Origin of the sequence: Segatella copri, from assembly GCF_949820605.1 — a bacterium.
Classification (GTDB): Bacteria; Bacteroidota; Bacteroidia; order Bacteroidales; family Bacteroidaceae; genus Prevotella.
On record NZ_CATKVU010000006.1, the window covers coordinates 440,171 to 455,295 of the forward strand.

The window sequence follows — 15,125 nt, forward strand, 5'->3', positions numbered from 1 at the left end:
ACTGGAGAAAAAAGATACTAAAGAAGTCAACAAGTAAAATATCAAGCATAATGAAGAATAAGATTTTAGGCCTTTCGCTGTTGAGCGCAGTTCTGGCGATGCCGGCAGCTACAGCTTCAGCACAGGGCACATTAGAAGATTACAACAGAGCCTATGCGCTGCGTCATCAGTTTTCAGCCGACTCCGTGTTCCATTGGGCACGCTCATCGGCTTGGTGCGATTCTACCCATGTATTGCATTATCAGATTTCTACTCCTCAGGGCAAGAAGTTTGTATCCTATGATGCCGACAAGGATGAGATGAAGACTTATGAGTCGCAGGAAGCGATGGAGAAGGCGCTGGGCATCAAGCCTCGCCGCCCTTATAAACCTCAGTTTGGCAGACGCCACGAGCGCCATTGGATGGAGGTAGATGAGGAGAAGGAGGCTTATCCGGTACTTTCGCCCGACGGCAAGATGGAAGCCTACATCGAAGGTTACAACGTGGTGGTTCATGAGGCAGGAAAACCTTATACCGAAGCCAAGCGAATCCTCACTCAGGATGGTACCATCGGATGCTATTACAGCAACCGCATCCAATGGAGTCCAGACGGCAAGCACATCTTCGTATGCAAGCGTGTGCCGGTAGAGAAGCGCTATGCTTACTACGTGGAATCTTCGCCTGCCGACCAGCTGCAGCCTATCCTCCACAAGCAGGAGTATGCCAAGCCGGGCGATGCCCTGCCACAGCACTATCCGGTCATCATCGATGTGGCTACCGGAAAGAAGGTGGAGGCTGACAAGCATCAGATAGAAAACCAGTATGAACTGGAGTGGATGCAATGGACACCAGACAGCAAGGAGGTGACGATGGAGTACAACCAGCGTGGGCATCATCTCTATCAGATGCTGGCGATGAATGCCGAAACCGGCAAGCTTCGTACCGTGGTAGAGGAGCGTGCCAATACTTTCGTAAACTATGGTCGTCTGTGGCGTCAGTTTATCAAGGATGGCAAGCAACTGCTCTGGATGAGCGAGCGCGACAACTGGAATCATCTCTATCTCTACGATGTGCAGAAATCGAAGGTTATCCGACAGATTACAAAGGGCGACTGGTTTGTTCGCGGCATCCAGCGTGTGGATGAAGAGAAGGGAGAAATTTATTTCTCGGCTAGTGGCGTGAACAAGAATGAGGACCCATATCTGGTACATTATTATAAAATAGGTATCGACGGCAAGAATATGGTGGCGCTCACTCCCGAAGAGGGCAATCATAGTGCCCAGTACACCTACGATTACCATTATCTCCTGGATACCTATTCTAAGGTGGATGCCGCTCCTGTTACCGTGCTCAGAGATGCGCAGACCGGTAAGCTCGTCAAGACTCTGGAGACGGCTGATATTGCTACTTTGAAGAAGCACGGATGGGTAGCTCCTGAGGTGTTTGTGGCTAAGGGGCGTGATGGCAAGACCGATATGTGGGGCATCATCCAGCGCCCTACCAATTTCGATCCGAACAAGAAATATCCGGTTATTGAGTATATCTATTCGGGTCCGGGCGATGCCTATACTCCGAAGAGTTTCATGCCATACAACTGGTACACCACTTCGCTTGCCGAACTCGGTTTCATCGTAGTCCAGCTCGATGCGATGGGAACTTCCTATCGCGGCAAGAAGTTTGAGGAGGTTTGCTACAAGAATCTGAAGGATGCCGGATTCCCAGACCGTGAGCTCTGGATCAAGGCTGCAGCCAAGAAGTATCCTTATATGGATGCTGATAATGTGGCAATCTATGGCTGTTCGGCAGGCGGACAGGAGAGTACCACAGCCGTATTGCTGCATGGCGATTTCTACAAGGCTGCCTATAGTGCCTGCGGCTGTCACGATAACCGGATGGATAAAATCTGGTGGAACGAGCAATGGATGAGCTGGCCTATCGATTCCAGTTACGTAGAGTGCAGCAACGTGGAGAACGCCCACAAGCTGGAGCGCCCGTTGATGCTGGTGGTAGGCGAGATAGATGACAACGTAGATCCTTCGAGCACCTATCAGGTGGTGAATGCCCTGGAAAAGGCGAACAAGGATTTCGAACTCGTGGTGATTCCTGGAGCCCATCATACCATGGGCGAACTCTATGGCGAGCACAAGCGTTACGATTTCTTCGTGAAGAATCTGCTGGGTGTGAAACCGCCTAAATGGAGTGATGTAAAGAGCAAGTAATTCAGGTTTCAATCTGTTGATAGTGAAACTTCTCACTTGAATCATTATTTAAGTTTTGCCCTGAAGCAAACAGATAGTCTTACTATTAAAAAGTAGCTATTTGTTTGTTTCGGGGCTTTTTTTGTTCTTTTTGTTGTATTTCTCGTTATATTTTTGTAATTTTGCGGCATTATTTTATCTAACAACAGAAAATAAAGACCCATATAATGAGAAAGATATCTACTCTAATGGTTGCTGTGCTCTGCATGATGATGCCTGTAGGGGCTGAGGCGCAGGTGCCGATAGCCTTTGTTTCGAAAGGGGCTACGGATATTCAGGCGCAGCCACATACGATAACGCAAACCAACTCGGGTGCACAATGGGCTCCTATCGACCCTATGGTGCGCTCTATCACAATGGATGATGGTTTGCCGAGTAATGCTGTGCGTAGCGTGGTTCAGGGTTCCAAGGGATACATGTGGTTTGGTACAGACAACGGATTGTGCCGTTTTGACGGATACGATGTCAAAACCTATTATAATCCCTTTACGACTGTAGACCAGTTTGTGAGCGCCCTTACTGCTTGCGAAGAAGGCCTGCTGGTAGGTTGCAATAATGGAGCCTATCTGTTCTGTAATGCAACTGACCGATTCCAGAAACTGAGTGATAAGATTACGGCGCCTGTCCTTAATTTTTCGCTTGACGGCGATCAGAATATTTGGATTTCTACCAACGGACAGGGCGTGTTCAGATACAATCGGACTACTCACGAACTGCATCAGTATCCGATGAAGAATATTCAGGGTAAAGTGCAAAGTACGCTGGTCGATGCCAACAATCAGGTATGGATGCTCTGTAACCATGGTGATGCCAGCATCTATCATCTCAACAAGTCGACCGACCAGTTTGAAGCATTCCCTCTGAAGGGCGATGCAACCATGTTTTACGGCATGGCGATGCTGGCTGCTCCCGATGGCAATCTTTATGTCGGAACCTGGGAAAACGGACTTTATAAGTTCAACGCTGATGGTAGTGCCGAACAGCTCATCAGCGGAACCTTGAGTAATGCTGTTCATCATATCCACCAGCTTTACAACAACAGCAACAAGTATATTCTCATAGCCAGCGATGATGGATTGGTGCAGTATGACATCCAGAACCGCTCTTGGAGTATGCTGTCGGAAGTAAACGATCCGAGCCGGAGTACCAACGAGCGTTTTGTTTATGGTATTGCTGGCGATAATGAGGGCGGCATCTGGGTAACTACTTTCTATGGTGGCGTAAGTTATCTTCCTTCTACGAGTGTTGAAGAACGTTTCCGTGCTTACTCAGCTCGACAGGGGGGATTGCGCGGTAATGTGGTAGGAAGATTCTTCGAAGACCAGCAGCATCGCATCTGGATAGCTACCGATGATGCCGGACTTGACTGCTTCAATCCCCAGACCAACAGTTTTGTTTCTTATCCGGGCAAGGCGGCTATGGGCAAGTATAATGTTCATGCTCTCTTTGCCAATGGTAATGATTTGTGGGTGGGAACCTATGGTAATGGTGTCATCAGAATGAATATGGCTACCGGAGCGCAGCAGATTTTCCAAACCGATGGAATGGCTTCGGGAAGTAATGCCTATTGTATTTATCGCGACCGGAAGAATCGGCTGTGGGCGGCTTCGATGGATGGAGCCAGCCTTTTCGATGAAGGGCAGCAGAAGTTTAGAAAAATCAAGTCGTTCAAGTCGCTTACCATCGATATCAAGGAAGATCCTCAGGGCAACGTATGGTTTGCTACCCAGGGAGGTGGCTTGTGGCGCTTGGACAAGAATAATGCCTGGAAACAGTATAAGCATGTTGAGAATGATTCTACTTCGCTGGGGAGTGATCAGGTAAACTGTCTGGTTATTGGCGAAAAGGGGCAGCTCTATGCCGCAACTGGCGATGGGCTTTGCGAATTTCTGCCTTCAAAAGGTATATTCCGACGCATCTCCATCGATGCGCCTAGTCAGGAATTCTCGAGTCTTGTCATTTCGCAGGGAGTAATGTGGATTTCTACCAGCAAGGGAATTGTGAAATATACGCCGGGTGAACCTGTCCAGCTGTTCAATAAATATGACGGACTCACTTGTGATCAGTTTATGCCAAACGCCAGACTCCTGGCTTCTGATGGCAGAATCTATTTCGGTTCTACAAGAGGTTTCAACTGCTTCTATCCATATCTCGTCAAGATTAACCAGGTAGCTCCTCCTGTGGCAATCACCTCGGTAGAACTCTTCGGACAGCCGATAGAGGCGGGGAGCGACCAGCTGGAGAAATCTCTGAGTCATGCAGCAGAACTCAATCTGTCTCATAACGAGAATACCATCAATATCTCGTTTGCCGCCCTGAGCTATGTATCGCCTGAGAAGAACCAGTATGCTTACAAACTTGAGGGAGTAGACAAGGATTGGATTTATACCCACGAGCATCGTGCCAACTATACCAATCTTCCTGCCGGAACCTATACCTTCCTGGTTAAGGCAACCAATAATGATGGTGTATGGTCGAAGAATGAGGCAAAACTGCAGATTGTGGTTCATCCGCCGTTCTGGTGGTCTTTGCCAGCCAAGATTCTGTATCTTCTGCTCATCGGTTACGCAATCTACTGGTTCATGCAGAGCCGGTTGAAACGTGAGAAACTCCGTCATCAGGAAGAACTCGACCAGTTGGAACTCAAGCAGGAACAGGAGATGAGAGATGCCCGCCTGCAGTTCTTCACGATGATTGCCCATGAAATCCGTACGCCGGTAACGCTTATCATCGGACCTTTGGAGAGTCTGAAAGAGCATTGGAAACAGGTTTCCGAAAAACTTACCGATGGTGAGACTATCACGCAGACGCTTTCTGTTATCGACCGTAACGCCCAGCGTTTGCTCCTGCTAGTAAATCAGTTGCTCGATTTCAACAAAGTGCAGCAGAAGGGCATGCAGGTTCATTTCCATTTGAACAACATTTCGAAGCTGATGCATGCTGTGGCAGAGCGCTTTGCTCCTACCTTCGAGCAGAAAAGCATCCGTTTTGAGGTAGATTATCCAGCCGATGAGCTCGTGGCGATGATTGACCAGGAGGCCATTACCAAGGTTATCAGCAATCTGATGACCAACGCCTTGAAATATACCGAGGATTATGTACGCTTGTCCTGCCGCTTGCTGGAGGATGGAAACCATTTCCGCATAGAGGTGGAAGACAACGGATTGGGAATCAGTCCTGACGAAAAGGAGAAAATCTTCGGAGCCTTCTATCAGGCACGCGACAACAAACCGGGAACTGGAATCGGTCTCAACATCGTGAAGAATCTCGTTGAGGCTCATCATGGTATGGTTGAAGTAGAATCTGCAGTAGGTAAGGGAGCTACCTTTATCGTAACCCTGCCGCTCAACCAGTTGGATGCTGTGGTAGAGAAGGCGGATGAAATGGTGAAGGAAGAAGAAACTGTTGCTGAGGAAAATCTGCTGACAGATGAAACTCCAGTTGAGCAAGGTTCTCAAAAGGCAGGCGTTGCTGTTGCCAGTCCGCTTCGTGAACCGGCAAAACCGGTGATGCTGATTGTGGATGATGATGAAGACATGCGCCAGTTTGTGAAGGCTCATTTCGAAAAGATGTATACGGTTTATACCGCCGACAACGGAAAGAATGCGCTCCGTAAACTGGAGAAACATCCGGTTTCGCTCATCATAAGCGACTGGATGATGCCGGAGATGGATGGTCCGGAGTTCTGCCGTAGGGTGCGTGAAAATTCTGAATATTCTCATCTCCCGTTCGTGATGCTCACGGCAAAGACCGATGATGCGGCGAAGACGGAGAGTATGAACTGTGGAGCCGATGTCTACATAGAAAAGCCGTTCTCGATGAAGTATCTTGAGGCAAGCGTAAGACAGCTTCTTGAGATGCGCCGTCTGTTGAGGAGTAAGTTCTCTCATACTCCGCTTGAGCCGATAGCAGAGATAGCTCCAACTCAGGTTGATAATGCGTTCCTGGAACGGATGTCTCGCATCATCGAAGAGAATGTGGCGAATCCGGAACTCAACGTGGCGTTCCTTGCCGAAAAGATGGGCATGAGCCGCTCTTCGCTCTTTAATAAGATTCGCGGTCTTGCCGATGTTACGCCAAACGAGATGATCCAGCTCGTGAAACTGAAGAAGGGCGCAAAGCTCCTGAAAGAAGGAAACTACCGCATCAGCGAAATCAGCTATATGGTAGGTTTCAGCAGTCCTAGCTATTTTGCCAAGTGCTTCCAGAAGCAGTTTGGCGTCAAGCCGATGGATTTCGTAGCTGCGGAATCGTAGGATAGAAAAACTATTCGGATAGAATAAAAAATCGCCTGGGTGCTCAGATGCATCCAGGCGATTGTCTTATTTGTAAAAAGCCTATTCTTTATTTCTTTGTGGCTCTGATAAAGAAACCGATGAGGCAGATGTAAGCCAGGAGCGAACAAACCTCAGACATCGGATTAACCCACCAGCTGTCGGCGATACTTACCTCGATGCCGCCAAACTTCAGAAGGGCGCTAACCACACCCATCAGGGCTCCACCGGCGATGAAGCCGCTGGCGATGAGCGTTCCCTTCTCACCACGTTCGCTGTTCACCTTGGCATCCTTGCTGCGCGAAGTAACATACCAGTTGATGGCTCCACCCACGAGCAGAGGAACGTTCAGTTCCAGCGGAATAAACATACCCAGCGCGAAAGCCAGGGCAGGAATCTTGAAATAAGTCAGCACGATGGCTATTACGGCTCCGATGCCATAGAGCACCCAAGGAGCTCCCACGCCATTCATCAAAGGGTCGATAACCGCAGCCATCGCATTAGCCTGAGGAGCTGCAAGCGAACCCGATGCGAAACCGTAAGTCTCGTTGAGCAGCATCATCACGCCGCCCACGGTAGCCGCACTCACCAGGGTACCGAGGAATTTCCATCCCTCCTGTTTCTTAGGAGTTGTTCCCAGCCAGTAACCTATTTTCAGGTCGGTAATAAACGAACCTGCTACCGAGAGGGCTGTACAAACCACACCACCCATAATCAGGGCAGCCAGCATGCCGCCAGGACCTTTCAGGCCTACAGCCACCATCACCACAGAGGCAAAGATGAGCGTCATCAGGGTCATTCCCGAAACAGGGTTTGAACCCACGATAGCGATGGCATTAGCCGCTACGGTAGTAAAGAGGAAGGCGATGGCAGCCACGAGCAGAATGGCGATAATGGCGAAGAGAAGGTTGCCCTCCATCACGCCAAACCAGAAGAAGAGGAAGGTTACGAGGATAGTAACAAGCGAACCGATAGCGATAATCTTGAAAGAGATGTCGCGCTGGGTACGCTTCACGTTCTCATCCACATCGCTCTTGCCCTTCAGCTCCTTGGCAGCCAGACCTACGGCACTCTTGATGATGCCCCAGCTCTTGATGATGCCGATGATACCTGCCATGGCGATACCGCCGATACCGATGCTGCGGGCGTAGGCACGGAAGATTTCCTCCGGACTCATCGCACCCACGGTCTTCACGATGCTAGGATCCCAGGCGCTCAGCACGCTATCATGGAAGATAACGCTCATGCCCGGAACAATCAGCCACCATACTACGAGCGAACCCAAACAGGTGAAGAAGGCATACTTCAGACCGATGATGTAACCCAGACCTAATACGGCAGCACCTGTGTTCACCTTGAACACGAGCTTTGCCTTGTCGGCAAGGTCGCATCCCAGACTTACCACACGGGAAGTGAAGTTCTCGTTCCACCATCCCAGGCTGGCTACGATAAAGTCGTAAAGACCACCCACCAGTCCGGCTATGAGCAGCGGCTTAGCCTGGTCGCCTCCCTTGGCTCCGCTCACCAGTACCTGCGTGGTAGCCGTAGCCTCAGGGAACGGATACTTGCCGTGCATATCGCTTACGAAGTACTTGCGGAAAGGAATAAGAAAAAGGATTCCCAAGACTCCTCCCAAGGCCGAAGCCATGAAAATTTTCATAAACGAAGTTGTCATCTCCGGATATTTAGCCTGCAGGATGTAGATGGCTGGCAGGGTAAAGATGGCTCCTGCCACCACAGCACCCGAACAGGCTCCGATGCTCTGGATGATGACATTCTCGCCCAGCGCCTTGCTACGCTTGGTAGCGGTACTTACGCCCACGGCGATGATGGCGATAGGGATGGCTGCTTCGAACACCTGACCCACCTTCAAGCCCAGATAAGCTGCGGCGGCAGAGAAGATGACTGCCATCACGATTCCCCATGTAACTGACCATCCGTTCACCTCAGGATAAACCTTGTCAGGCGACATCAGCGGCTTATATTCCTCCCCGTCTTTCAGTTCGCGGAATGCGTTCTCGGGGAGTTGCAAATTGTCTTTTTCTTCCATTATTTCTCAATTCTGATGATATACTCACTCATGAAACTTGCACCTGGCTGCAGACGGTTCATCAGATACTTGTCCTTAAACTCGCCATCATATTCAGCCCAGTCGCTCAAACCATACCATGGCTCGATGCAGATGAATGGAGCGTGCTTGCCTGTTGGGTTCCAGATACCTACGGCTGGAGTCTTGAACTCGAGGGTTACATGAGGTTCGCCCTGCTCGTTGAGAATGCTCACCTGCTTAACCTGACTCTTGTCGAAGATAACAGCATCTTCTGCGAAAGTCTCCTCGTTTACTTCCCAGATACCCTTGTCGGTTTCTACGGTTTCCTTAGCCTGACGGTCGATGCATCCGCCTACGTTACCATAGAGACGAACAGGAGCCTCGTTGTCGAGTTTCAGGGTAGCCTTCATTTCTTCGCCCTTCTTGCAGCCAGGAACCATGAATGCTGGGTGACCGCCAATCTGGAAGAAGATTTCCTTGTCGTCGGTATTCTCTACGTGCCAGATGACATGAATCTCGTTGCCCTGCAGGCGGTAAGAGATGGCAAGGTTGAAGTGGTAAGGATAGTTCTTCTGAGTCTCTTCGTTGTCGATGAGCGCGAAGGTGAGGCGGTCGGCAGTCTTGCCAACGAGTTTGAACTCTGTATCGCGTGCGAAACCATGGCGAGAAAGGTGATACTCCTTGCCCTCTGTGCGATAAGTGTCTTTCCACAATCCGCATACGATAGGGAAGAGGATAGGAGAGTGGCGGTTCCAGTATTTCTCGTCGCCATCCCAGAGATATTCATTACCATTAGCATCCTTGATGCTCTGAAGTTCTGCTCCGAGAGATGAAATCTCAAGTGTGAGCTGATCATTCTTAATCTGTTCCATTGTTATTAATTCTTTTGTTTAGTTTTTAATGTTTCATCTGATTATCTTTTTTCAAAGATATTGCAAAGGTACAATTTATTTTCGTAAAGCACAAGAAAAGAGCGTTTTTTCTCAGATATTACAATATATTTATACGATTTTGTTAGCTTATCTCGAATATTTGCTGTAACTTTGCAGCCCGAAATAGATAGATAACAAGAAGTATAAGAAAGAAAATAGTATTTAATCTAATGACAAGCAGTAATAAAGTTAAAGGCTTTGCGGCGGGTATTGTTGCCGCAGTATGTTATGGTACCAATCCTTTGGGCACGCTCGAACTCTATGGAGACGGATTCAATTCCAGTTCTGTACTCATCTATCGTTATCTCTTGGCGGTACTGATGTTTGCCGTGGTGATGCTGTTTCGCAAGGAGAGTTTCAAGGTGAAGTGGGGACATCTGATTCGTCTTGGCGTGCTGGGCTGCATGTTTTCGCTCTCATCAGCTACGCTTTATGTCAGTTTCCATTATATGGCGGCAGGTATTGCCAGCACCATCCTCTTCGTTTATCCTATTATGACGGCCATCCTGATGACGGTCTTCTTCCACGAGAAGGTAACGTGGTCTACCTCGCTTGCCATTCTTCTGGCGGTATCGGGAGTAGGATTGCTCTATCAGGGCGATGGAAACGATAAGTTGAGCACGGCGGGTTTTGCCCTCGTCATGTGTTCATCCCTGCTCTATGCCCTTTACATCATCTCCATCAACCAATGGAAGAATCCGGGCATGTCGAACATCAAGTTTACCTTCTACATTCTGGTGTTCGGACTCATCACGATGCTCATCTATTCGTTTATTGCGGGCGAGCCGATACAGATGCTGCAAACGCCTAAACAATGGCTCAGTGCTGCCCAGCTGGCTTTGTTGCCAACGGTATTGTCGCTCTTCTTCATGACCATCTCCATCAATCTCATCGGCAGCACGCCAGCCGCCATCATGGGAGCCCTGGAGCCTGTAACGGCGGTAATCATCGGCGTCTGCGTCTTCGGCGAGAGCTTCTCTCTGCAGCTGGCGATAGGCATCCTCGCTATTCTGGCTGGCGTAACGATTATCATCGCAAGAAAGAAAGGGTAAAAAGCCCCCTTGCGTCCCCCGTTCCCAGCGATTCCATCGCTGGTCCCCATAAAGGTAAAAAGAAGAAAAAATCCTCGCTCGAAAAAGAACTCGAGCGAGGATTTTTTTATCTGTTCTAGCCGCAAGCAAATAGGCTCGCAAGCCGCCAGGCGTTAAGATGATTATCTCAGGATATCCTTCAGGGCAAAATTGGCAAGGATGGATGTTGACTGGCTCAGCATGCGGATGAACTCCTGGGCTGAGTTTTTCATGTAAGCATCTTTCAGAATGTGGATGCAGCCATCCATTTCGTTGTCGGCAGCATCGATAGGAATCGCCTTCATGCCGTTCTGCAGAATGGTGGTCGATTCGGAGAGAATGGTCACCAGATTGCTGCGGCTCAGAAGGTCGAAGATGATGTTTACATTATTCACCTCTACCATAATCTTGTAGTTCAAGTCCTTGCCCTCTACCATGTGCTCAAAGGCGTTGCGTGCCTGCAGACCCTTGCAAGGAAGGATGAGGTCGTAGCGCTCCAGATCGGAAAGCTTGACCGATGAAAGACGCGCCAGCGGATGATTCTCGTTCACGATGGCGGCAAGACGGTTGCTGAAAATAGCTCGGCTGTCTACCGCCTTTTCGTTCTTCAGAGGCTTGAAAGCCAGAACGAGGTCGAGTTCGCGCTTCTTCAGTCCGTCCATCAGTTCCTGCATGGTGCGGTATTGGATGTTGAGCTTTACATGAGGATAGGCGTGGAGAAAGGCGATGAGCGTCTCGGACATGATGTTGCTGAAGGAGAACGTTACGCCGATGTTCAGTTCGCCTGTAAGCATTTCCTTCAGATCGTTCATGTGGTCTACACAGGCTTCGGCAGAATTGACCGCGTTTTGGGCATAAGGTCTCAATTCCTTGCCCGCCTCTGTGAGGTAAACCTCATGAGAATTGCGCTCGAAGAGAGGCAGACCTATCTCTTGTTCCAGATGCGAAATCTGCTGTGAGAGGGTGCTCTGGGTGATGTATAACTTGCGCGAAGCTTCTGAGAAGTTGAGCGTCTCGGCTACCTTCAAGAAATATTTCAGTTGTCGTATTTCCATATTGTTCCTTTATTGAAGCTATCGGCTATAGAAATAACCGATAGCTAAATTTGGGTGCAAAGATAAAACATTTATTTTAATATCCTCCTTTTTTGAAGAATAAAATGATGTTTTATCGCATCTCTACTTCTTTTTATCCGGTTATCATCAGATGAAAAAACTGATTATCATAGGATGAAAAACCGGTTAACATCGGATGAATTTCTGATTATCATCCGATGAAAAACTGATTTTCAACCAGATGATTATTTGATTTCTACTTCGTGCAAATCTACGAATTCGCCATTCTTCTTCTTTCTTTCTACCAGCATGGCAAGCAGCTTGCGCTTGCGGTTGTCGGCGATGAAACGGCGGAAGAATACGTTTGGAATTGCCACACCCAGGGCGATGCAGATGATGGCGAGCGAAGCCTTGATGAGGTTGTTCATACCTACGGTTACTTCGCCTACCACGCCATGCATGTCGATGAAGGCGAACAGGGCGCGATACATCAGAACTCCCGGTACCATTGGGATAACGCTAGGAATGGTAATGCATTGGTGAGGGGTATGGAACCAATGGCGCGCCTTGATCACGATGATGCTGATGAGCGCAGAACCGGCAAGCGAACCGATGCTCAGACCCATGTCAAGACCGATGTTGTCGTTAGATGGACCCAGATTGACGAAATTGCGGAAGCATACGGCGATGATACCGCCCACAGCTACAACCGGCAACAGACGGCGAGGTATGCTGAAGATGGTAGAGAAGCCCATGGCCGATACGGCAGCTGCGATGGCAAACTCCCAGTATTCGTGATGAGGAGTCATCGTAAGATCCTTCACGAAGTTGTCGATGTGGCAAACCTGGATGGCGAAGGCGATACCGAAAGCCATCGCGAAGAGCATCAGTAGGGTGTTCAGGGCACGAACCATTCCCACCTCAATATATCCGTCTAGCATATCGCTTACAAAGTTGATGAGTGGAACTCCTGGCACGATGAAGAGGGCACACGCCATCAGCGGATGCCAAGGGGTATCTGAATGCATGAAGGCTGGAAGCGCTTTGGCAATCGATGGGTTGAGCGAAAGGAATGAGGTCAACCAGGCTATCAGAGTGGCTATGAAAGCCGAAATACCGATGGCTACATAGTTGTTGCAGCCCTTGGTTGGCAAGAACATTCTCAGGCGGAAACCCAGAATGGCTGCAAGCGAACAGAAGAAGAAGGCTGGCCAGTCGCAACCGAACTGGATGCAGAATCCGCCGCAGGCAAAACCGCCGCCGATGGCTACCTGCCAAGGGGTAAAGCTGCGTGGGGTGGCCTTGATGTCGTTCAGGGCCTGCTCATACTGTTCGAGTGAATAGTTATCCTTGATGGCCTTCCAGGTGAGCTTACTTACCTGGGAAATAGAGGTGAGGTTGATACCATGCTTCTCGCATCGCTGGAACTTGGAGAAGGAATGCTCCTCGTCGCTATAGTTTACCATCAGCACGTTCCAGTTGATGTAAAGGTGCATGTATCGCTCGTCGAGACCGAGGAAAGCTGCTGCACGCTTCATGGTTCGCATGATGCGGGATGTGTCGGCAGCACTCTCCATGAGAATGCTACCGGTACGTAATAATAAGTCGAGTTTTCTCCTGAGTTCTGATTCTGCTATTTCCTTGCAGTTGCAGTTATCCTCTCCGCAAGCGCAGGTTTTCAATTCTTTTTCTGTCATATATGTTTATCCGAATACAAAAATAATAATCTGAATGGTTACTATTCTGAGGAACATGGCGAATGGATATACATTCGCATAGCCTACAGTTGGCGCATCTGCCGAAGTCTGCTCACGTACGTAAGCCAGGGCAGAAGGGTTGGTGTTGGCACCTGCCAATACGCCGAGTAATGTATAATAATTGATGTGGAACACGAGCTTGCCGATGATGCCGCCCAGAATGATTGGTATCATGGTGATGGCGATGCCGTAGAGAATCCAGGTCAGTCCGCTTTCTGATGCTACGGTCTGGATAAACTGTTCGCCTGTGCCGAGACCCACGCAAGCCAGGAAGATGCAGATTCCGATTTCGCGAAGCATCAGGTTGGCTGAAATGGTATTGTAGGTAACGAGGTTGTATTTCGGTCCGAAATAACCTATCAGAATGGCTACTACCAATGGACCGCCGGTAAGTCCGAGACGCAGATTCTCGTTGATGCCTGGGATGAAGAACGGAATGTTGGCTACGATACAACCCAGCATGATGCCCAGGAAGATTGGGATGAGGTTAGGGTAGTTCAGACGCTTCATCTGGTTACCCAGCACCTTCTCGGTATGAGCGATGGCGAGTTCCTTGCCCACTACGGTTACGCGGTCGCCCAACTGGAGTTTCAGGTCTGGGGTTGCGATGAGGTCTACACCATTTCTGTTTACGCGGGTAATGTTGGCGCCAAGGTTGCTTCTAATCTGCAACTGGCTGATGCTCTTTCCGTTGATACCCGGTTTGGTAATCAGGATTCGGCGGTTGATGAGCTCGCTGCTGAATTCCTCGTCCTTTACGTCAACCTTCTCGCCGAGCAGGGCGATGATAGGTTCTTCTACGGTAGGATGAGCCACAATCTGCAGAATGTCGCCCTCTTCTATCACGGTCTGTCCGTTAACCACCTCGTCCTGGCGTTCGCCGTTATGACGGATAATCTTGGAAACCATGAAGTCGCGCTTCAGGAGATAGCGAATCTGCTTGACGGTATCTTTGAAAACCATCTGGTTAGAAACCTTTACGGCGAAGGTGTTCAGGGTCATCGCTTCAAGATGTCCCTTGCCTCGCTTAGCTTCATCCTCTTCCTTCTGCTTGTCTACGCGTAGCGCGAACCTTAATATAATGAAGCTGAGGATAACGCCGAGCACACCCATAGGATAGGCGATGGCATAGCCGGCTGCGATGGATGGGGCGTCGATGTGGCGCAAGTCGCTGAATGCCTGCTGGGCTGCACCCAATCCAGGAGTGTTGGTTACGGCACCCGAAAGGATACCTGCCATAGAGGTGATGGATGTTCCCGAAAATGAGAAGATGACCAAGGTAGTAATGATACTCAGGGCCACAACAATCATGCTGAGCAGGTTGAGACTCTTGCCGCCGTTCTTGAACGAAGCGAAGAAGCCCGGACCTACCTCCAGACCGATAGAGTAGACAAAGAGGATCAAGCCAAATTCCTTGAGGAAGTGGAGCAGATGCTCGTCAAGGTTGAGAGAGAAATGTCCAAAGATAAGACCGATGAACAGAATCCAAGCCAAGCCCAGGGAAACACCTTTTACTCTGAGCTTACCTAAACACAAACCCAAGGCGATGACCAGCGAAAGAATCATCACAGAGTGGGCTACTCCGCCTCCCCAAAGGTCTGGGAAGCCATAAAATAGATTTTTTAAAATCTCCATTTTTCTTTATCTATTAATGTAAATACTGATTTTTCAAAAACATTCTTTCTTATCGATTTCTGAAATCGATTGCAAAGGTATAGATAAAAACGAAAGCAAAACTCGTTTTATGTTT

General features: G+C 49.1%; 8 protein-coding genes. 3 read left to right on the forward strand and 5 right to left on the reverse strand.

The window, feature by feature from the left end; all coding sequences use genetic code 11:
* Positions 1-50 precede the first annotated feature (50 nt).
* Positions 51-2,198, forward strand: a complete 2,148-nt coding sequence (locus RCO84_RS02860) for a DPP IV N-terminal domain-containing protein (RefSeq protein ID WP_445081691.1) — start codon at positions 51-53, stop codon at positions 2,196-2,198.
* A gap of 206 nt (positions 2,199-2,404) precedes the next feature.
* Positions 2,405-6,493: a hybrid sensor histidine kinase/response regulator transcription factor gene (locus RCO84_RS02865; protein WP_317583815.1), complete on the forward strand. Its 4,089-nt coding sequence runs from the start codon at positions 2,405-2,407 to the stop codon at positions 6,491-6,493.
* A gap of 88 nt (positions 6,494-6,581) precedes the next feature.
* Here RCO84_RS02865 and RCO84_RS02870 read toward each other — a convergent pair whose 3' ends face one another.
* Positions 6,582-8,561, reverse strand: a complete 1,980-nt coding sequence (locus RCO84_RS02870; protein ID WP_006847168.1) for an OPT family oligopeptide transporter — start codon at positions 8,559-8,561, stop codon at positions 6,582-6,584.
* Positions 8,561-9,433, reverse strand: coding sequence for an aldose 1-epimerase family protein (locus RCO84_RS02875; RefSeq protein ID WP_117691677.1), 873 nt, complete (start codon positions 9,431-9,433; stop codon positions 8,561-8,563). The genes RCO84_RS02870 and RCO84_RS02875 overlap by 1 nt, the downstream gene beginning before the upstream one ends.
* A gap of 230 nt (positions 9,434-9,663) precedes the next feature.
* Here RCO84_RS02875 and RCO84_RS02880 point away from each other — a divergent pair, with 230 nt between their 5' ends.
* Positions 9,664-10,545, forward strand: a complete 882-nt coding sequence (locus tag RCO84_RS02880) for a DMT family transporter (protein ID WP_317583816.1) — start codon at positions 9,664-9,666, stop codon at positions 10,543-10,545.
* Positions 10,546-10,706: 161 nt separating this feature from the next.
* Here RCO84_RS02880 and RCO84_RS02885 read toward each other — a convergent pair whose 3' ends face one another.
* The 3 genes from RCO84_RS02885 to RCO84_RS02895 form a co-directional block, all read right to left on the reverse strand.
* Positions 10,707-11,618 carry a LysR family transcriptional regulator gene (locus RCO84_RS02885; RefSeq protein WP_117691673.1) on the reverse strand — a complete coding sequence of 304 codons (912 nt, stop codon included), beginning with the start codon at positions 11,616-11,618 and terminating at the stop codon, positions 10,707-10,709.
* Positions 11,619-11,863: 245 nt separating this feature from the next.
* Positions 11,864-13,315: a threonine/serine exporter family protein gene (locus RCO84_RS02890; RefSeq protein ID WP_317583817.1), complete on the reverse strand. Its 1,452-nt coding sequence runs from the start codon at positions 13,313-13,315 to the stop codon at positions 11,864-11,866.
* 6 nt (positions 13,316-13,321) lie between these two features.
* Positions 13,322-15,010, reverse strand: coding sequence for a putative transporter (locus tag RCO84_RS02895; protein ID WP_287850248.1), 1,689 nt, complete (start codon positions 15,008-15,010; stop codon positions 13,322-13,324).
* Positions 15,011-15,125: the final 115 nt, after the last annotated feature.

Coding starts and splice junctions, on each gene's coding strand:
- RCO84_RS02895 (WP_287850248.1), bottom strand. CDS start 15,010: ATGGAGATTTTAAAAAATCTATTTTATGGCTTCCCAGACCTTTGGGGA.
- RCO84_RS02890 (WP_317583817.1), bottom strand. CDS start 13,315: ATGACAGAAAAAGAATTGAAAACCTGCGCTTGCGGAGAGGATAACTGC.
- RCO84_RS02860 (WP_445081691.1), top strand. CDS start 51: ATGAAGAATAAGATTTTAGGCCTTTCGCTGTTGAGCGCAGTTCTGGCG.
- RCO84_RS02865 (WP_317583815.1), top strand. CDS start 2,405: ATGAGAAAGATATCTACTCTAATGGTTGCTGTGCTCTGCATGATGATG.
- RCO84_RS02885 (WP_117691673.1), bottom strand. CDS start 11,618: ATGGAAATACGACAACTGAAATATTTCTTGAAGGTAGCCGAGACGCTC.
- RCO84_RS02875 (WP_117691677.1), bottom strand. CDS start 9,433: ATGGAACAGATTAAGAATGATCAGCTCACACTTGAGATTTCATCTCTC.
- RCO84_RS02870 (WP_006847168.1), bottom strand. CDS start 8,561: ATGGAAGAAAAAGACAATTTGCAACTCCCCGAGAACGCATTCCGCGAA.
- RCO84_RS02880 (WP_317583816.1), top strand. CDS start 9,664: ATGACAAGCAGTAATAAAGTTAAAGGCTTTGCGGCGGGTATTGTTGCC.